The 18,419-nt window shown below is 60.2% G+C and carries 23 protein-coding genes; 5 read left to right on the top strand and 18 right to left on the bottom strand.

Annotation, left to right across the window (positions count from 1 at the left end; all coding sequences use genetic code 11):
• Positions 1-32 precede the first annotated feature (32 nt).
• Both AC1PUL_RS12650 and AC1PUL_RS12655 read left to right on the top strand, forming a co-directional pair.
• On the top strand, positions 33-644 hold the full coding sequence (locus tag AC1PUL_RS12650) for a GNAT family N-acetyltransferase (protein WP_480464531.1): 612 nt from the start codon (positions 33-35) through the stop codon (positions 642-644).
• A 2-nt stretch (positions 645-646) separates the two neighbouring features.
• Positions 647-3,553 (top strand): EAL domain-containing protein, encoded by a 2,907-nt coding sequence (locus AC1PUL_RS12655; protein WP_480468574.1) that lies wholly within the window; start codon positions 647-649, stop codon positions 3,551-3,553.
• A gap of 31 nt (positions 3,554-3,584) precedes the next feature.
• Here the strand turns inward: AC1PUL_RS12655 and AC1PUL_RS12660 are convergent, their stop codons facing one another.
• Entirely contained in the window at positions 3,585-4,190 is a 606-nt protein-coding gene (locus AC1PUL_RS12660) for a YqgE/AlgH family protein (RefSeq protein WP_185809439.1), read from the bottom strand.
• Between the two features lie 187 nt (positions 4,191-4,377).
• On the opposite strand from AC1PUL_RS12660, the gene AC1PUL_RS12665 reads away from it, so the two are divergent.
• Positions 4,378-5,226 (top strand): protein-disulfide reductase DsbD domain-containing protein, encoded by an 849-nt coding sequence (locus AC1PUL_RS12665; RefSeq protein ID WP_480464532.1) that lies wholly within the window; start codon positions 4,378-4,380, stop codon positions 5,224-5,226.
• A gap of 71 nt (positions 5,227-5,297) precedes the next feature.
• The gene (locus AC1PUL_RS12670) at positions 5,298-5,789 is read left to right on the top strand and encodes a peroxiredoxin (RefSeq protein ID WP_298464139.1); all 492 of its coding nucleotides are present in this window, start codon (positions 5,298-5,300) and stop codon (positions 5,787-5,789) included.
• A gap of 66 nt (positions 5,790-5,855) precedes the next feature.
• Here AC1PUL_RS12670 and AC1PUL_RS12675 read toward each other — a convergent pair whose 3' ends face one another.
• Positions 5,856-6,164 (bottom strand): Dabb family protein, encoded by a 309-nt coding sequence (locus tag AC1PUL_RS12675; RefSeq protein WP_480464533.1) that lies wholly within the window; start codon positions 6,162-6,164, stop codon positions 5,856-5,858.
• 198 nt (positions 6,165-6,362) lie between these two features.
• Here AC1PUL_RS12675 and AC1PUL_RS12680 point away from each other — a divergent pair, with 198 nt between their 5' ends.
• The gene (locus AC1PUL_RS12680; protein WP_298464144.1) at positions 6,363-6,680 is read left to right on the top strand and encodes a helix-turn-helix transcriptional regulator; all 318 of its coding nucleotides are present in this window, start codon (positions 6,363-6,365) and stop codon (positions 6,678-6,680) included.
• A gap of 17 nt (positions 6,681-6,697) precedes the next feature.
• Here the strand turns inward: AC1PUL_RS12680 and AC1PUL_RS12685 are convergent, their stop codons facing one another.
• The 16 genes from AC1PUL_RS12685 to coxB form a co-directional block, all read right to left on the bottom strand.
• Positions 6,698-7,063 (bottom strand): type II toxin-antitoxin system RelE/ParE family toxin, encoded by a 366-nt coding sequence (locus AC1PUL_RS12685; protein ID WP_480464534.1) that lies wholly within the window; start codon positions 7,061-7,063, stop codon positions 6,698-6,700.
• 135 nt (positions 7,064-7,198) lie between these two features.
• A complete protein-coding gene (gene rnhA, locus AC1PUL_RS12690) occupies positions 7,199-7,669 on the bottom strand; it encodes a ribonuclease HI (RefSeq protein WP_480464535.1) in 471 nt (156 codons plus the stop codon).
• On the bottom strand, positions 7,666-8,631 hold the full coding sequence (locus AC1PUL_RS12695; protein ID WP_480464536.1) for a homoserine kinase: 966 nt from the start codon (positions 8,629-8,631) through the stop codon (positions 7,666-7,668). Before AC1PUL_RS12695 ends, rnhA begins: the two co-directional genes overlap by 4 nt.
• Before the next feature lie 115 nt (positions 8,632-8,746).
• The gene (locus AC1PUL_RS12700) at positions 8,747-9,181 is read right to left on the bottom strand and encodes a type II toxin-antitoxin system HicB family antitoxin (protein ID WP_307376084.1); all 435 of its coding nucleotides are present in this window, start codon (positions 9,179-9,181) and stop codon (positions 8,747-8,749) included.
• A 4-nt stretch (positions 9,182-9,185) separates the two neighbouring features.
• The gene (locus tag AC1PUL_RS12705) at positions 9,186-9,374 is read right to left on the bottom strand and encodes a type II toxin-antitoxin system HicA family toxin (RefSeq protein ID WP_480464537.1); all 189 of its coding nucleotides are present in this window, start codon (positions 9,372-9,374) and stop codon (positions 9,186-9,188) included.
• 365 nt (positions 9,375-9,739) lie between these two features.
• Positions 9,740-10,138 (bottom strand): DUF5333 family protein, encoded by a 399-nt coding sequence (locus AC1PUL_RS12710; protein ID WP_480468575.1) that lies wholly within the window; start codon positions 10,136-10,138, stop codon positions 9,740-9,742.
• Between the two features lie 41 nt (positions 10,139-10,179).
• Positions 10,180-11,178, bottom strand: coding sequence for a 4-hydroxy-3-methylbut-2-enyl diphosphate reductase (gene ispH / locus AC1PUL_RS12715; protein WP_480468576.1), 999 nt, complete (start codon positions 11,176-11,178; stop codon positions 10,180-10,182).
• A gap of 10 nt (positions 11,179-11,188) precedes the next feature.
• On the bottom strand, positions 11,189-11,554 hold the full coding sequence (locus AC1PUL_RS12720; RefSeq protein WP_480464538.1) for a DUF1304 domain-containing protein: 366 nt from the start codon (positions 11,552-11,554) through the stop codon (positions 11,189-11,191).
• 71 nt (positions 11,555-11,625) lie between these two features.
• Positions 11,626-12,384, bottom strand: coding sequence for an SURF1 family protein (locus AC1PUL_RS12725; RefSeq protein ID WP_480464539.1), 759 nt, complete (start codon positions 12,382-12,384; stop codon positions 11,626-11,628).
• Complete coding sequence (locus tag AC1PUL_RS12730) at positions 12,377-12,760, bottom strand: DUF983 domain-containing protein (protein ID WP_480464540.1); 384 nt, start codon at positions 12,758-12,760, stop codon at positions 12,377-12,379. Before AC1PUL_RS12730 ends, AC1PUL_RS12725 begins: the two co-directional genes overlap by 8 nt.
• Positions 12,761-12,901: 141 nt before the next feature.
• Positions 12,902-13,780, bottom strand: coding sequence for a cytochrome c oxidase subunit 3 (locus tag AC1PUL_RS12735; RefSeq protein ID WP_480464541.1), 879 nt, complete (start codon positions 13,778-13,780; stop codon positions 12,902-12,904).
• A 55-nt stretch (positions 13,781-13,835) separates the two neighbouring features.
• The gene (locus AC1PUL_RS12740; protein WP_480464542.1) at positions 13,836-14,444 is read right to left on the bottom strand and encodes a cytochrome c oxidase assembly protein; all 609 of its coding nucleotides are present in this window, start codon (positions 14,442-14,444) and stop codon (positions 13,836-13,838) included.
• 13 nt (positions 14,445-14,457) lie between these two features.
• Positions 14,458-14,592, bottom strand: coding sequence for a hypothetical protein (locus AC1PUL_RS12745; RefSeq protein ID WP_480464543.1), 135 nt, complete (start codon positions 14,590-14,592; stop codon positions 14,458-14,460).
• Positions 14,592-15,548, bottom strand: coding sequence for a heme o synthase (locus AC1PUL_RS12750; protein ID WP_480464544.1), 957 nt, complete (start codon positions 15,546-15,548; stop codon positions 14,592-14,594). The genes AC1PUL_RS12745 and AC1PUL_RS12750 overlap by 1 nt, the downstream gene beginning before the upstream one ends.
• A 90-nt stretch (positions 15,549-15,638) precedes the next feature.
• Positions 15,639-17,306 carry a cytochrome c oxidase subunit I gene (gene ctaD / locus AC1PUL_RS12755; RefSeq protein WP_480464545.1) on the bottom strand — a complete coding sequence of 556 codons (1,668 nt, stop codon included), beginning with the start codon at positions 17,304-17,306 and terminating at the stop codon, positions 15,639-15,641.
• A gap of 14 nt (positions 17,307-17,320) precedes the next feature.
• Positions 17,321-18,205, bottom strand: coding sequence for a cytochrome c oxidase subunit II (gene coxB / locus AC1PUL_RS12760; protein ID WP_480468577.1), 885 nt, complete (start codon positions 18,203-18,205; stop codon positions 17,321-17,323).
• Positions 18,206-18,419 lie beyond the last annotated feature (214 nt).

The following is an 18,419-nucleotide window of genomic DNA, read 5'->3' on the forward strand; positions in this document are numbered from 1 at the left end:
GGCCACCGCCGGACATCGCTCGGGGATTGACGATGACGCGTTCGGTCTTTCGATTTCTGTCCCGGCAGCCGGATATGCCGGAGCTGACGAGCGAACGGCATCTGCTGCGCCTGCCTCGGTTTCGCGATTTCGAACCATGGCACCAGCTCAGGCGCGAGAGCCGCGCCTTCCTGCAGCCCTGGGAGCCGACATGGCGTGCCGACGAACTGACCGAACGGGCATTCCGGCAAAGGGTCCTGCGTAATGAACAGGAATTTCACTCCGGAATGGCTGTCCCCTTCTTCCTGTTCGATCGGGCCGAGAATGTACTGTTGGGCGGGCTTACCGTCGGCCTGATCCGCCGAGGTGCTGCGCAAAGCTGCATGATCGGATACTGGATGGGCGAGCGGCATGCAGGCCAAGGACACATGTTTGCCGCACTTCAACTGGCTATTCCCTACATCTTCGGGCCACTCGAGTTGCACCGTATCGAAGCAGCCTGTATTCCGGACAACGTCAATAGCCTTGGGCTACTCGAAAAGGCGGGATTTGAGCGGGAAGGTCTTTTGCGCGATTATTTGAAAATCAACGGGGAATGGCGCGACCATCTGCTGTATTCCCGGATCTGCGACGCCAAAGGGCGGAACGGCAAGACGCGCTCATGACCATGACCGCCACCCTCTTGCGCGTCTTGTCACGCCTGGCTGCCGTTTGGTCTGCCGCGTTTGCCATGCTTTATGTGTGCCTCGCAGCCTCGACCGCCTTCGCCGTGGAACCGGTGAAGATCGCGCGTGACGACAATGCGCTGGATCTCACGGCAACGACGGAAATCTATACGAACCAGGGCGAGGCCTTTCAGGTATCCACCGCTGCTGGCGCGGACGGGATCCGCCGACGCATCGAAGTGCGCTCGTCCACCGAGGGGCATCAGGGCGACTGGGCGGTGTTCGCGCTTGCCAACGTCTCCGAAGAACAGCTGGAGCGCGTCATCGTCGCGCCGCATTTCCGTCTCTCGGGCTCCAAGATGTTCTGGCCGGATCTTGGCTCGCAGCGCATCATGGCGATCACGCCCTCGGAAGGCTTTGCGCTTGACCGCGTGCCGAGCCCGGATGCCGACGTCTTCCGGATCACGCTGAACCCCGGCACGGTGATCACCTTCGTTGCGGAACTGGCGACGCCCGAACTGCCACAGATCTATCTCTGGGAACCTGACGCCTACAAGGACACGGTCAACGCGTTCACGCTCTATCGCGGCATCGTGCTCGGCATTGCCGGCCTGCTTGCGGTGTTTTTGACGATCCTCTTCGTCGTCAAGGGCACCTCCATGCTACCGGCGGCGGCCGCACTCGCCTGGGCGGTGCTTGCCTATATCTGCGTCGACTTCGGCTTCCTGGAAAAGCTGATCACGCTCACCTCGTCCGACATTCGAATATGGCGCGCAGGCGCGGAGGTGGCGCTTGCCTCGTCGCTCGTGATCTTCCTGTTCACCTATCTCAATCTCAATCGCTGGCACGTCCATCTGGGCTATGCGACGCTTGCCTGGATGCTGGGCCTCAGCGGGCTCTTCGGTGTCGCGATCTTCGACCCCTCGATTGCCGCCGGCATCGCGCGCGTGTCCTTCGCGCTTACCGGTGTGGTGGGCATCGGCCTGATCATCTATCTCGGCATCAACCGCTATGACCGCGCGGTGCTGCTTGTCCCGACCTGGGCGCTGATCCTGGTCTGGCTGTTCGGCGGCTGGATGACGGTGACGGGCCAGCTCGACAACGACATCATCCAGCCGGCGCTCGGCGGGGGCCTCGTTCTCATCGTTCTGCTGATCGGCTTCACCGTCATGCAGCACGCCTTTGCCGGCGGCGCCTATCAGCAGGGCCTGTTCTCCGATCTGGAACGCCAGTCGCTGGCGCTGACCGGCTCCGGCGATACGGTCTGGGACTGGGACGTGGCGCGCGACCGCGTGGTGACCAGCCCCGACGTTTCGCTCCGTCTTGGTCTCTCGCCCGGCACCATGCATGGGCCGGCGCGCAACTGGCTGCCGCGCCTGCATCCCGACGATCGCGACCGCTTCCGCGCGACGCTCGACGTGCTGCTCGAACACCGCAAGGGCCGCCTCAGCCACGAATTCCGCATCCGCGCCGAAGACGGCCATTTCCACTGGCTGAAGATCCGCGCCCGGCCGGTGCTCGGCTCGAACGGCGAAGTCATCCGCTGCGTCGGCACGATCATCGATGTCACCGAGCAGAAGAACTCGATCGACCGGCTGCTGGTCGATGCCATGCACGACAATCTGACGGGCCTGCCGAACCGCGAGGTCTTCCTTGACCGGCTGCAGGCGATCCTTTCGCTGGCAGGCTCTTCCGAGAGCGTGCGCCCAACCGTGCTCGCCATCGACATCGACCGCTACAAGCAGGTCAACGACGCGCTCGGCATTGCGGCCGGCGACAATATCCTGATTGCCATCACGCGACGTCTGCGCCGACTTTTGAAGCCGCAGGACACGCTGGCGCGTCTGTCCGGTGACGAATTCGGTCTGATCCTGGTGTCGGAAAAGGATCCGGCCAAGATCGCCGACTTTGCCGATGCCGTGTCCAAGGCGATCATGGTGCCGCTCAACTTTGCCAACCGCGAGATCAGCCTGACGGCCTCGATCGGCCTTGTCTCCTGGGTCGACCAGCAGGAAAGTGCCGCCAGCCTGCTCGCCGATGCAGAGCTCGCCATGTATCGCGCCAAGCGCACCGGCGGCAACCGCGTCGAGCCCTTCCGTCCGGCCTTCCGCACCGTCAGCACCGACCGCCTCCAGCTGGAAACGGATCTGCGCCGTGCCATCGAGCGCAAGGAGCTGTCGATGGCCTACCAGCCGATCGTCAGGCTCGCCAATGGCGAGATCGCCGGCTTCGAGGCGCTGATGCGCTGGGATCATCCCAAGCGCGGCAATATCTCGCCGACGGAGTTCATCCCGATCGCGGAAATGTCCGACCTGATCGAGCCGCTCGGCATGTTCGCGCTCGAGCGTGCCTCCGGCGACTTGATGGACTGGGAGCGCCAGACGGGCGAACTGCCGGTCTTCGTCTCGGTCAATCTCTCCTCGGCCCAGCTGATCTCCAGTGAGATCTACAACGACATCCGCGCCATGCTGGTGAAGACCCAGTGCGATCCGAAGCGGATCAAGCTGGAGCTAACCGAAAGCGTCGTGATGGAGAACCCGGAACAGGCGCGCCTGATGCTGGAAAAGCTGAAGGATACGGGCATCAGCCTGGCGCTCGACGATTTCGGCACCGGCTATTCCTCGCTTGCCTATCTCACCCGCTTCCCCTTCGACACGATCAAGCTCGACAAGGCGCTGGTCTGCGACCAGTCGGACAAGAAGTCCGTGCTTCTGCGCTCCGTCGTCTCGATGGCGCGCGGGCTTGACATGCAGGTGGTCGCCGAAGGCATCCAGACCGACCAGGACGCCGCCGACCTCGCGATGATGGGCTGCGATTTCGGCCAGAGCTATCTCTTCGGCCCGCCGCTGGGAGCGGAGTCAGTCTTGAGGTTGCTCAAGGAGCGGTTTCCGCTGATGAAGCGGGCGTAGTCCGGAGGACGCAGACCGCGGCCCCCTTACCTCAAGCGTGCCCCGCCTCCATCGACAGCATCGCGGGATTGATGCCCATCAGCGCCAATGCCCTGTCATACTTGTTGTCGAGGCTGCGGTCGAAGATCAGGCTTTCGGTGGCCGCGCAATGCAGCCAGCCGTTCTGGGCGATCTCCTCTTCCAGCTGGCCCGGGCCCCAGCCGGCATAGCCGAGCAGCATGGTGGCGTGGCGGGGACCACGGCCGTCCGAGATGGCGCGGACGATGTCGAGGGTGGCGGTCAGCGAGATATCGTCGCTGACGGGAATGGAGCTATCCGAGAGATAGTCGTCGGAATGCAGCACGAAGCCTCGGTTCTGCTCCACCGGCCCGCCGCACTGGATGGGGAAATGGCGGGCGTGGTCGGGCAGCATGATCGCATCGTTGCGGTCGATCAGCTCCAGATGCAGGAGCAGATCGGCGAAGGTCACCGATTGGGCACGATTGATGATGAAGCCCATGGCACCCGCATCGGAATGGGCGCAGATATAGACCACGGAGCGGGCGAAGTTGCCGTCTGCCATGCCGGGCATGGCGATCAGCAGCTGGCCATCCAGGAAGCCGCGCTCTCTCAGACTGGTTTTGGACGACAATGCCATGCCCGCCTCCTTGGTTTGCCTCAAGGGCAATCGGCTTCATGCGTGGTTCAGATGTAGTCTCGTATTCAAGATGGGGCAGAAGCCGATTGTGATCAACCCAAAATGATGACCATGAAGCAAGCGTGACTGGCTAATGTGAGAGTGATCTTTTAGAGCCGGATGCATGACCTTCAGTAAGAAAACAGAGATGTCTTGTTCGAGCCTTTCGCGGGTCATCCGCAGCGGTCGGCTGGCGGTGCTTTCGGCGGCGATTTGTCTGATCACGATGATGCCCGGCGCGCCGGCTGTCGCCGCGAGCAGCGACTGGGCGGTGAACGAAGGCGGACGCATGCGGCTGATCCTTCTGCCGCAAGGTGCCGACGGCCTGCGCCAGGGGGCGCTGGTGATCGAGCCGAAACCCGGTTGGATCACCTATTGGAAAGAGCCCGGCGATGTCGGCATTCCTCCGACGCTGACGCCGGCTCCAGGCGCTCCATACACAGTAGAGAGCGTGGATTTTCCCGTGCCGAAGGTGCTGGAGAGCGGTGAGCTGACCGATGTGGGTTATGATCATCCGGTCACGCTGCCGCTGACACTCAAGAATGCGCCGGATGGGACCGGCGTCACGCTCAGCGCCTTTGTCGGCGTCTGCCAGAATATCTGCATCCCGTTTCAGGCTGATCTCAGCGTGCCCCCGGACACGGCAGCCGTCGCCAATCCGGTCGAGGCAGCCCTGGTTCGCGCAGCACGCGCCCAGGTGCCGCCCGGGCCGTCGGCGGATTTTCATGTCGTCACCCATGAACTGAGCGCAAACAGGAAGGAACTGGTGGTCCGTCTGAAAATGCCCGCGGCCACCGACCAGCCGAAGGCCTTTGTCAGTGGTCCGAGCGGGCATGTGTTTGTGCGCGCGCTTGCCACGCAACTTGATGGCGGCGAGACGCTTCTGACGCTGCCGATAGGCAAACTGCCGAAGAAATACGACATCGCCGGCAAAGAGTGGGGACTTCTTGTGGTGAGCGGTAACCGGGCGATGGAAACCAAGCTTGCCTTTGATTGACCCGTTCCTATATTCGCCTCGATTGCCATCCGGAGGGGTTCTGGGTGGTGCAACACAGCGAGGACGATTTGATGACCATTGCCATTGGCGAAAAGCTGCCCCAGGCCACCTTCAAGGAAAAGACCGCTGACGGTCCGGTGGAGATCACCACGGAACAGCTGTTTGCCGGCAAGAAGGTTGTCGTCTTCGCCGTTCCCGGCGCTTTCACGCCCACCTGCACGCTGAACCACCTGCCGGGCTATCTTGAAAACCGTGACGCGCTGATGGCGCGCGGCGTCGACGACATCGCCGTCGTCTCCGTCAATGACTGGCATGTCATGGGTGCCTGGGCACAGCATTCGGGCGGCCAGGGCAAGATCCATTTCCTCGCCGACTGGGACGCCGGCTTCACCAAGGCCATCGGCCTCGACATCGACCTGTCGGGCGGCGGTCTTGGCGTGCGCTCCAAGCGCTATTCGATGCTGGTGGAGAATGGCGTGGTGAAGAGCCTCAACATCGAGGAAAACCCGGGCCAGGCCACCGTATCGTCGGCTGCAACGATGATCGAGCAGCTCGGCGCCTGATCACCTTCAGATGTCATGGATTGCAGAGGCTCGGGACACCGGGCCTCTTTTTGTTTCCGCCAATGCTCAATGGGCGAGATCGAACACAAGAATGCCGGCCAGGCCGCCATCGGTGGCACTCACGATCCGCTCTCCGACTTCGACATGCTTGGGATGTTTCAGATAGTAGTCGCGGACCATCTCGTCCTCGAAGGTGACGATGAAACCGTCATTGTAGCCGCCCGTCAGTCCCTCCGGTGAGACATTGGCGCCCGCCTTCACCTCCAGCATGCCCGGCACCACATCCTTCAGATCGGCAATCGCCGCATAGATCGCCTGCTTCTCGGCTTCCTGAACGGCGGCCTTGAAGCGCAGGAACACGCAATGCTGGATCATGGATGACTCCCGTCTGTTCTGTTTTGAAGGGAGCATAGGGGCCGTGGAGGAAAGGGCAAGGGGTGGAAGAATTGCCTCCGTGTCGGCCACCGGGAGCCTTTCCGGATCGCCGGGAGATCCCGCTGCGTGGATCATGTTGACATTTCGGGTTAAGGCGCCCAGATTATACTGAAATCTGTATAAAACTGAGTGAGGCATATGTCGGAGACCCTCGCCTACCGCAACATCTTCGAATCGATCACGGAAGACCAAGCGCTTGCCGCCGATCTCCAGTTCCGTTCAGACCTTCTGATGACCTTGATTGATGTTATCGAGCACAAGGGATGGAACCAGGGTGAAACGGCCGCAGCGCTGGATATACCTCAACCGCGTGTGAGCGAGCTGTTGCGCGGCAAGATCAGCCTCTTCTCCTCAGACCGGCTGATCGGCTACCTGGCGAAACTCGGCTATCGCTTGCGTCCTTCCGTGGATCGCGATCGCAACGTCGTCTGCGTGGTCGAGACGGCGGCAGCCTGACGCCCGTTGATCGTGGATCAGGATGTCCTCCGATCAGACTTTTGTTCTTCACGAAGGATCGCCATCATCTCCTTGTAGCGCTCCCTCACCGTCGTCATAGCCTTCCTGTCCACGCCGTTCGTGGTTTTGGTGAAGGCGTGAAGGACAAACACGGTGTCGGCAAATTTTGCACAGTAGACAAGTCTGTAGGCGGGTGAGCCGTTTTCGATCAACTCGATCACTCCGGCACCAAGTTCAGGCAAATGCTTGAACGGTGAACGCGGATCTTTCCCTACGGCGACAAAGTTCAGATCGTTGAGAAAGTCGATGGCGATGGCTTGCGGCAGTTTCTGAACCGCTTTCTTAGCGGCGTTGTTGACATACCGAATTGACCTGATCGCCATCCCGCCCCACCGCACCGACATCCATCTGTTTTGCGACAGGCAATGCCAACTTCGCCCGTCGCGATAGGTTACGGTAACGCGCGGGCAGGACGATTGCACCCCTGCAAATACAGGGATCAGTAAGGCCTCCGATAGTCACTTCACCATCAGCGATTTCGGAAAACCACCCGTCTTCTTGAACGGCTCCATGCCCTTTCGCGCCAATTCGTCAGCGCGTTCGTTTTCCGGATGACCGGCATGGCCCTTGACCCAGTGCCACTTGACCTTGTGGCGCTGGTTGGCGAGATCCAGCGCCTGCCAGAGTTCGCCATTCTTCACCGGCTTCTTGTCGGCGGTCTTCCAGCCGTTCTTCTTCCAGCCGAAGATCCACTTGGAGATGCCGTCCATCACGTATTTGCTGTCGGTGTAGAGATCGACTTCGCAGGCGTCTTTCAGCGCGTTGAGCGCCGTGATGGTGGCGAGCAGCTCCATCCGGTTGTTGGTCGTATCCGCCTCGCCGCCGAAGAGTTCCTTCTCGACCTCGCCGTAACGCAGAATCGCGCCCCAGCCGCCGGGGCCGGGATTTCCCGAACAGGCGCCATCGGTGAAGATGTCGACATGCTTCATGCGATCAATCCATATTCGGAGGCATTGGTGACGGCGCGGTGGAAGCGCAGCTTTTTCAGATATTCGAGCGGGTCCTTCTTGACCACCAAGGCGCCGGCCGGCGTGGTCAGCCAGTCATAGAGGCGGGTCAGGAAGAAGCGGAGCGCCGAGCCTCGGCATAGGATCGGCAGGGCCTCGATCTCTGCGGCCGAGAGCGGGCGCACCGACTGGTAGCCTTCAATCATCGCCTTGCCCTTGGTGATGTTGTAGGCGCCGTCCTTTTCGAAGCACCAGGAATTCAGGCAGATCGACAGGTCATAAACCAGGAGATCATTGCAGGCGAAATAGAAGTCGATCAGGCCCGACAGGCTATCGCCGAGGAAGAAGACATTGTCCGGGAAGAGGTCGGCATGGATGACGCCCGCCGGCAAGTTCTTCGGCCAGTGGGTGGCAAGAAAATCGAGCTCGGCGCCGATCTCGGCTTCCAGCCCCTCCTCCACCTCGTCGGCGCGCGCTTCGGACTTTGCCCAGAGCATCTGCCATCCCTCAAGCGACAGCGCATTCGGTCGGGTGAGCTCGAAGCCTTCGCCGGCGATGTGCATCCTGGCGAGTGCGGCTCCGACTTCGCGGCAGTGCTGTGCCTCGGGCTTTCTCAGCCACATGCCTTCAAGGAAGGAGATGAGGGCTGCCGGGCGGCCCGAGAGTTCGCCCAGCAAATCGCCATCCTTGCGCGGCAAAGGCAGCGGGCAATTGAGGCCGCGCTCGGAGAGGTGATGCATCAGACCGAGGAAGAATGGCAGATCCGACTTTTCGACCCGCTTCTCATAGAGCGTCAGGATCAGCGGGAACTTCGAGGTGTGCAGAAGGAAGTTGGAGTTTTCCACGCCTTCGGCAATTCCCTTGTAGGACAGCAGTTCTCCGGCGTCATATTGCGCGAGAAAGGCCTTGAGGTCGATTTCGTTGATGTCGGTATAGACTGCCACAGCGTAAGTTCCGTGCCGCTTCGATAAGGCCACGAGTCCTATAACGGTGTAACGGACAGTGCCAGCCCTGGAACGACATGGGGCACAGGAAATGGGGCGTCATAGGCAGGCCGATCTACGCAGAAAGCGCATAGCCTTTCACATTGCCAGGATTGTCATCTTCGCTCATCTGCCGTTTTGCGGCCTGAGCGAGGAAACCCGAGCGTGTAAGGCCATGCGCCTCGGCATAGGCATCAATTTCGCGCAAGACTTCTTCCGGCAGCGTGATGTTAAGCCTGACTGATTTTCGCGCCTGGCTTTTCAGCGGAATAAGCACCGCAACTGCGTCCAGATTGGCGGCGTCGGCCATGACCTGGTCAAGTGAGGAAGGCTCCGGGATGGCTTCACCGTCTTCCACCATGCCCTCGACATGGAAAGCGAGCGCCTCTTCCGCCATACGACGGGCATCGTCCAGATCGGTGCCAGCCGTCACGACGCCAGGAAAATCCGGAAAGGATACACCATAGTCACTGTCCGGATCCTTGTGGATCAAACCGATATAGCTGCGCATGGGTTCACCTTAGCTTCAAAGCCGCCTGTTTTTCGATATTCTTGAGTGTGCCGATCGGGAGATCCCGCTTCGGGTGGGGGACTGTCACCCGCCCCGCCTTCACAGCATGCCTGAACTGCACATGGCTGCCCTTTGTGGAAACCACAAACCAGCCATCTGCCTTCAATGCTGCAATGACATCAGCGCTTCTCATTGCTCGATTATACACACCGAGTGTGGATTCAGCAATTCCAGTTTCATCCGCTGCCTCATGGCACGCAGATGGAGTTCGTCAGCAATTCACACAGGCCATATACTGGCGAGTGAGCTACATATGCGCCGCTCGTGATTGACGGAGAACTGGCGGCATACCAGCAAGCTCTGATTCAGAGACGTGGTGTTGCCCTTCCCTTTCCGAAATGGTCGTGAAAGTCATTCATCTGCAGTTTTGCGACCAGGGCCAGGAAACCAGGGAGCGTAAGGCATGTACGTAGGAGTGAACGTCCCGAAGAATACATTCTCCGCAGCATCTGCCATCATCTGAGGGGACAATAAGGGACTCACAGCTGTAATTGAGCCTCAGCTCTTTTTCTTCTCCAGCATTCGACCGATAACCGTTTTCGCGTCCATTTGTTGGCTCCCAAAAGCACAATACTGTTCTCTGGTTGCTCCATCCAAGCCGCTGCTTTTCTCAAATCGATCTACCTCTGCAACCAATTTGTTAATGTCGATATCGGATTCTTTAACAAGGCCATGAGAACGCGCCAAATTTGGGCGAGCTCTGAGTTCAGCCATCATCCCATTAAAACTCAGAGAGAGATCAGGGCATTTGCGCTGAATCGCGCGCGCCTTTGTGACGTCCAGTGTGAAATCAAAAAATGCATCTTTGATGGCAACATCGACCTCAGGCTCTGGTGTCCTGGAGGCAGGGCTACAACCACTTAACAAAGGCAAAAAGCAAAGACTTATCAGAACCACTCTCTTCAAAAACACGCTCCTTGAAATATCTATCTCAAAAACTACCCATTCACCCAGGCCATGTCCTCGCGCGTCAGCTCCACATCGCGCAGCTCGCGATTGACGAGGAAGTGCTCGTTTTCTTCCGTCGTGATCGCCAGCTCCACCTTGGCGTCGAAGCGCTGGCGGAAGGCGTCGATGATTTCGTCGACGATGACTTCCGGCGCAGACGCACCGGCGGAAATGCCGAGAGTCCGGATCTCGCCGATCTCGGCCCAGTCGATTTCGGAGGCGCGCTGGACGAGCAGGGAGCGGGTCGCCCCTGCCCGCAGGGCGACTTCGACAAGGCGCTTGGAGTTGGAGGAATTGGGGGCGCCGACGACGATGAAGAGATCGCAGCCGGGGGCGGCCTGCTTTACGGCTTCCTGGCGATTGGTCGTCGCGTAGCAGATGCTGTCGGCCGATGGGGGCGTGAGGTTCGGGAAGCGCTCCATGAGACGGGCAATCACGCCTGCGGTGTCATCGACGGAGAGCGTCGTCTGGGTGACGTAGCCGAGATTGTCGGGATCGGCGGGCTGGTAGGCGTCGGCATCCTCGACAGTTTCGATCAGCGAGACGCTTCCGGGCGGCAACTGGCCCATGGTGCCGATGACTTCCGGATGGCCTTCATGGCCGATCAAGATCACATGGCGACCGAGGCGCTCATGGCGCATGGCCTGCTTGTGGACCTTGGAGACCAGCGGACAGGTGGCGTCGAGATAGAAGAGGTTGCGGCTTGCGGCATCTTCCGGAACCGATTTCGGCACGCCATGGGCGGAGAAGACCACCGGTTGCTGGCGATGCTCGGCCGGGATCTCGTCCAATTCCTCGACGAAGATTGCGCCTTTGGCTTCCAGCCCTTCCACGACATACCTGTTGTGGACGATCTCGTGACGCACATAAACCGGCGCTCCGTAGCGCTTGAGAGCCAGCACGACGATCTGGATCGCGCGATCAACCCCGGCGCAGAAGCCGCGAGGGCCGCAGAGCCGGATCGTCAGAGGGGGGCGGTTCATGTGCATGTTCATCGGGTCAACCGGCAATCAGGACAGCGAGAATGGCAAGCGCCGCGGGCAGAGCCTGAATGACGAAGATCTTCCGCGAGGCCGTTGCACCCCCATATAGGCCGGCAACCAGCACACAGCCAAGGAAAAACAACTGAATTTGAGTGCCGAAGGCGACATCGGGATGCAGCAGCCCCCAGATCAAGCCGGCGGCGAGGAAACCGTTGTAGAGACCCTGGTTGGCGGCCATGACCTTGGTCGCTTCGGCCTGCTCGGGCTTCATGCCAAAGGCGCGGCGACCGGTTGGTGTCGTCCAGAGAAACATCTCCAGGACGAGTATGTAGATATGTTCCAGCGCGACCAGCGCAACCAGCGTTGCAGCGACGTAAGACATGCAATCCCCCTGTGGCAGCGGCCGATTCAGACCGCACGTACCGCGTGTTTAACCGAAAAGATCATCGCGGACTATCGGGATCTGCGCTTGAAAAGTCCTGCCACCGTCACAGCCACCAGGGCAACCGCGAGACCATACCAGGTGATCACATATTGCATGTGATTGTTGGGCAGGTCGATTTGGGTGACGCCCCCTTTGGGAAGGCCTCCGGCGACGGGTGTCGCGTCAGCGTCGAGGAAGAACGGCAGCACTCTGTCCGCCGGCAGCCCCGTTGAGGCCGCCATGCGAGACAGATCCTTCCAGTAGAAGATATTGGTCGTCTCATCATTGTCAGGCACCAGAGACGAAGGTTTCTCCGTCAGTTCAGCGCGCGCAAGGCCGATGACCGTCTGCACTCCCTCGATCTGCCCTTCGGGGCGGGTGGAGGCGTCCTTGCGATCATAGGGCACAAAGCCCCGGTTGACGAAGAGATAGCGCCCGTCGGCAAGCTCCAACGGCGTGTAGACGTAGAAACCAGACTGGCCCTGGAAGGTCGCGAGGAAATGCCGCTCGCGGTCGTTCAGATAGCGTCCGGTGGCGGTCGCGTGACGGTAGTCGATCGGCTCTCCGGCGGCCAGTTGCTGCTCGACCTCGGCAATGTCGATTGCAGGCGCGGTGCTGCGGGACTGGATGTCCGCCAACAGCGCCTCCTTCCAGTGCAGACGGTTGACCTGCCAGGTGCCGAGCGAGAGGAGAATGGCGAGCGCCAATGGCACCAGGATCAACGCCAACCAGAAACGCCAGGTCCGGCGGCCGCGATCGCCGCCACGCTCTACCTGAAGATCAGCCACGGTCGATCACCCCTTGCGATGCGTTGTGCTTGTATTGCAGCGCGATCAGCAGAGCTTTCAGGAAGCGCATCAGCCACAGCGTCAGCGCCACGCCAAGCGGAGCGAAGACAAGAATATGCAACCAGACGGAGGGTTGATAGGTCAGCTCCACCCAGACGGCGAAGCCAACCACGAGCAGATCTGCGAGCAGGATGACGAAGATCGCCGGACCATCGCCAGCATCGATCCAAGAGAGATCAAAGCCACAGGCATTGCAGCGCGTCTTGGGCTTGAGCAGTCCGTCGAAGAGTTTGCCCGTGCCGCAACGCGGGCAGGATGCCGATAGCGCCGCCTTGACCGGATCAACCGGCGAAAATTTCGCGTTGTCTTCGGTCATGGTCCTCTCCTCGGTGCTGCCTTTGATGTGCACCGCCAACCCATAGAGCACTAGAGCGTTCCCTCCCAGTGCCGGATCGTCGCATCTGCAAATGCAGGAAGGGCGGCTTTCGCCGCCCTTCGGATTGTTTCGTCACTGAGATCAGTGGACGGCGATCGGTGCACCCCAATCGCCCCAGATGTAGATGGCGAAGAAGAGGAACAGCCAGACGACGTCAACGAAGTGCCAGTACCAGGCGGCCGCTTCGAATCCGAAGTGCTGCTGCGCAGTGAAGTGGCCGGCAAGCGCGCGGAACAGGCAGACGATCAGGAAGATCGTGCCGATCAGAACGTGGAAGCCGTGGAAACCGGTCGCCATGAAGAAGGTCGCGCCGTAGATCGAATTCTTGAAGTCGAAGGGCGAGACTGCGTATTCATAGGCCTGGACGAAGGAGAACAGGATGCCGAGCAGGACTGTCAGCAGCAGGCCGTAGACGAGGCCCTTGCGGTCGTTGTGCAGCAGGGCATGGTGGGCCCAGGTGACGCAGGTGCCGGACAGCAGCAGGATGACCGTGTTGTAGAGCGGCAGGTGCCAGGGATCGACGACCTCGATACCAACCGGGGGCCACTGACCGCCGGTGAATTCGACACGGCTCGTCTGGATGGCTTCGCCGGCAAACAGGCTGGCATCGAAGAAGGCCCAGAACCAGGCGACGAAGAACATCACTTCGGACGCGATGAACATGATCATGCCGTAGCGCAGATGCAGCGACACGACGCGGGTGTGATGGCCTTCGTGGGCTTCCTTGATGGTGTCGGCCCACCAGGCAAACATCGTGAAGAGCACGATGGCGAGACCGATGAAGAACAACCACGGATTGGCAAAGTCGATGCCGAACAGGTTCAGCGAACCGCCGTTCAGATAGCGCATGTAGCCAACGCCACCGAAGGTGAGGACGAAGGCGCCGATCGAGGCCAGGAGCGGCCATGGGCTCGGATCGATGATGTGGTAGTCGTGGTTCTTCTGGTGCGCTTCGGCCATTTCAGCAATCCCCGAATGTCAATTTCATTACGAGTTCCGGCGAACCGGAGCCCTCTCACAGTTTCGGCTGTTCCTTGCCTTCCTCGACCGCAAGAGCGGCCACCGGCGCCTGATCTGCGCGCGGATAGAAGGTGTAGGACAGGGTAATCGTGCCGATGCCCTTTGTCTCCTCCGTTTCGACGATGGAGGGATCAACAAAGAATACAACGGGCATTTCGAGCGTCTCGCCCGGCTGCAACGTGGTCTCGGTGAAGCAGAAGCACTGGACCTTGTTGAAATAGGCACCGGCCTCGAGAGGCGTGACGTTGAAGATGGCCTCGCCGGTCACCGGATGCGGCGAGTTGTTCGTGGCAGTGTAGGTGACCTGCACCGTCTCACCGATCTTCGGCGTGACCTTCTTATCAACCGACTTGAAGTCCCAATTCAGGCCAGGCGCCGAATTGGCGTCGAAAGTCACGGTGATGTTACGGTCCAGCACCACGTCCGACATCTGGTCCACCCGCTGGGTGGTGCCGCCGAAGCCCGTGACCTGGCAGAACAACTGATAGAGCGGTACCGCAGCATAAGCCATGCCGACCATGGAGCCGACAAAGACGACGCAAGCTGCCGCTACGCCGGCGTTGCGGCGGTTCGAAACCTTTGTGTTGTCGTGCGATACAGTCACGGTCTGCGCCTCGTTAACCCACGTTTCCAATCTTGATGATGGTGATGATGTAGAAGATGATCACCAGCGATGCCAAAACCACGCCAAGGGCGATGTTGCGGCCACGGCGGGACTTCTTCTGCTTTTCGTTGAGTTCGACAGTTTCCATCAGACCAGTCCTCCGAGCATCGAAGCCAGCGGCGCGACATAGAAGTCGATCATCAGGGCCGAGAATATCGCGAAGAGATAAAAGATCGAATAAGCGAAGAGCTTTTTGGCCGGCACCATCTTCTCATCGCCGTCGGCCATTCGCCAGACGGCGATGGAACAGTGGATGAAGACTGCGCCGAGCAGCGCTGCGACAATGCCATAGCCGATCGAGGACAGGCCGGTGAAGGTGGGCAACACGCCGGTGAGCGCAGTCAGCACGGCATAAAGCGTGATCTGGCGCTTGGTCGAGGGGATGCCGGCGACGTTCGGCATCATCGGCACGCCGACGGCGCCGTATTCCTTCATCTTGAACAGCGCAAGCGCCCAGAAGTGTGCTGGCGTCCAGAGGAAGATGATCATGAACAGGATGAAACTGTCGAGCGAAACGCCGCCGGTGACGCAGGCCCAGCCAACCATGGGCGGGAAAGCGCCAGCCGCACCGCCGATGACGATGTTCTGCGGGGTCGAGCGCTTCAGCCACATCGTGTAGACGACGGCGTAGAAGAAGATGGTGAAGGCCAGGAGAGCGGCCGAGAACCAGTTGACCGCAAGACCGAGCACGCCGACGGAAAAGACCGAGAGGACGAGGCCAAAGGCGAGCGCTTCCTGGGGCGTCACGCGGCCAGCAGGCACCGGACGGGTCGCCGTGCGTGCCATGATGCCGTCGATATCGGCATCATACCACATGTTGAGCGCGCCAGAGGCGCCAGCACCGACGGCGATGCACAGGATCGCGATGAAACCGATGATCGGGTTGATGTCACCGGGTGCCAGAACCAGACCAGCAAGTGCGGTGAAGACGACGAGGGACATCACGCGCGGCTTCAGAAGCGCGAAGAAATCACGCGGGCCGGCTTCAGAAAGGCGAACTTCGCCTTCCAGACCGTAGACGCCGCTGTTGTCGATGACCGTCATGCTATCGAGTTCCGTCTTTTGTTTGGTTTTGCGGGCGCCGCGATCCTGGAGATCGCGGCGCCCGATCGTGTTGTGCCGATAATGCGCGGCTTACTTGATCTTCGGCAGCTGTTCCCACTGATGGTACGGCGGCGGCGAAGACAGCTGCCATTCCAGCGTGGTCGCACCTTCACCCCAGGGGTTGTTGCCGGCGAGGCGCTTCTTGGCGAAGGCTTCGAAGACGCCGTAGAGGAAGATCAGAACCGCGAAGGCAGAGATGTAGGAGCCGATCGAGGACACATAGTTCCAGCCGGCATAGGCATCCGGATAGTCAATGTAGCGGCGCGGCATGCCGGCGAGGCCGAGGAAGTGCTGCGGGAAGAACACCAGGTTCACGCCGATGAACATGACCCAGAAGTGCAGCTGACCGACGAACTCGTTGTACATGTAGCCGGTGATCTTCGGGAACCAGTAGTACCAGCCTGCAAAGATCGCGAAGACGGCACCGAGCGACAGAACGTAGTGGAAGTGGGCCACGACGTAATAGGTGTCATGCAGCGAGCGGTCGAGGCCGGCATTGGCGAGCTGAACACCCGTGACACCGCCGACGGTGAACAGGAAGATGAAGCCGATCGCCCAGACCATCGGGGTCTTGAAGGAGAGCGAACCGCCCCACATCGTCGCGATCCAGGAGAAGATCTTGATGCCGGTCGGGACCGCGATGACCATGGTTGCGAACAGGAAGTAGCGCTGGGCCTGAAGCGAGAGGCCAACCGTGTACATGTGGTGGGCCCAGACGACGAAGCCGACGGCGCCAATGCCGACCATGGCATAGGCCATGCCGAGGTAGCCGAAGACCGGCTTCTTGGAGAAGGTCGACACGATGTGGCTGACGATGCCGAAGCCGGGCAGGATCAGGATGTAGACTTCCGGGTGACCGAAGAACCAGAACAGGTGCTGGTAGAGAACCGGGTCACCGCCGCCTTCCGGCGAGAAGAAGGTGGTGCCGAAGTTACGGTCGGTCAGCAGCATGGTGATGGCGCCGGCCAGAACGGGCAGCGACAGCAGCAGCAGGAAGGCGGTCACGAGAACCGACCAGGCAAACAGCGGCATCTTGTGCAGCGTCATGCCTGGAGCGCGCATGTTCAGGATCGTGGTGATGAAGTTGATCGCACCGAGGATCGAGGACGCACCGGAGACGTGGAGCGCAAAGATCGCCAGGTCAACCGCCGGACCGGGCTGGCCCGAGGTCGCCAGCGGCGGATAGAGCGTCCAGCCGCCACCGACACCATAACCACCGGCCGGACCTTCGACAAACATCGAGAGAACGAGCAGCAGGAAGGCCGGAACGATCAGCCAGAAGGAGATGTTGTTGAGGCGCGGGAAGGCCATGTCCGGAGCGCCGATCATGATCGGGATCATCCAGTTGGCGAAGCCGCCGATCAGCGCCGGCATGACCATGAAGAAGATCATGATCAGCGCGTGTGCCGTCGTGAAGACGTTGTACATGTGCTTGCCGCCATCGATGGCAGCATCGCCTTCGAAGCCGTAGACCATGGATGCCAGACCATGGAAGATCTGGATGCCAGGATCCTGGAGCTCCATACGCATGGCAACCGAAAGGGCGGCACCGATGATACCCGCGACGATCGCGAAGATCAGGTAAAGGGTACCGATATCCTTGTGGTTGGTCGACAGAAACCAGCGGGCGAAGAAGCCCGGCTTATGGTCGTGATGCGCACCATGTGCGTGTTCGTCGTGGGCAACAGAACCAGCCATCGTCCTCACTCCTCTCAGTTCGTTGCATTTTCGGCGGTCTGGACGGCAGCGGGAGCGCCGTCAACAGCAGCCATCAGCGCCTTATTGGCACCAGCGAGGTCAGAGGTCGCAGCCTGCAGCCAGGTCGCATACTGCTCGTCCGAGACCACACGGATCGCGATCGGCATGTAAGCGTGGTCCTTGCCACAGAGCTCGGAACACTGGCCGTAGTAGAGGCCTTCGCGGTCGGCGCGGAACCAGGTTTCGTTCAGGCGACCCGGGATCGCGTCGATCTTGATACCGAAGGCCGGCATGGCGAATGCATGAATGACATCGGTCGGGGCGGCGGTGACCAGGAGACGGACGGTCTTGCCGACGGGAACGACCACCTCATTGTCCACAGCGAGCAGACGCGGATAGCGCGCGACATCTTCCTTGCCGTAAGTGGCGCGATCGCCTTCCTTCAGCATGTAGCTGTCGAAGGAAACGGCCTGCTCACCCTGATACTCGTAGCTCCAGAGCCACTGGGTCGCGGTTGCCTTGATGGTCACATCCGGGTTTTCCGGCATCTTCAACTGGTAGGTCAACAGGTTGAAGGACGGGATGGCAATCGCAAAGAGGATAAGAACCGGAACCACCGTCCAGGCGATCTCGATTGCCGTGTTGTGGCTCGTCTTGGACGGAACCGGGTTTGCCGAAGCGCGGAACTTGACGACCACGATGACCAGCAAAAGCAGCACGAAGATGGTGATCGGAACGATGAACCACAGCGTGTATTGCTCAAACCAGCGCGTCTTTTCCATGATCGACGTCGCGGATTCCTGCATACCCATCTGCCAGGGCTTCGGCTGATCGGCGAAGCTGACAGAAGCGAAAAGCAGACAGGCCAAAGCGGCCAAGGCTGCATAGGTTCTCTTCATCACGGTTTGGTCTCCCCAAGCGCTTGATCCACATCAAATCATAGCGCAAAAATCATGCTAGTGTCGCCGTTTCAAATCACAGATTGGCCGCAATCGCAATACGCAGGCTCCATTGCCGGTGCGGCATTTTTGCGCTTCATCAAATAGATGGGCGCTCCATTCACAGTCTTTCGTCAGAAGCGACCGAAAAGGCTGCATGATTGCGCTCCCACCT

Source organism: Rhizobium sp. P43, assembly GCF_056730705.1.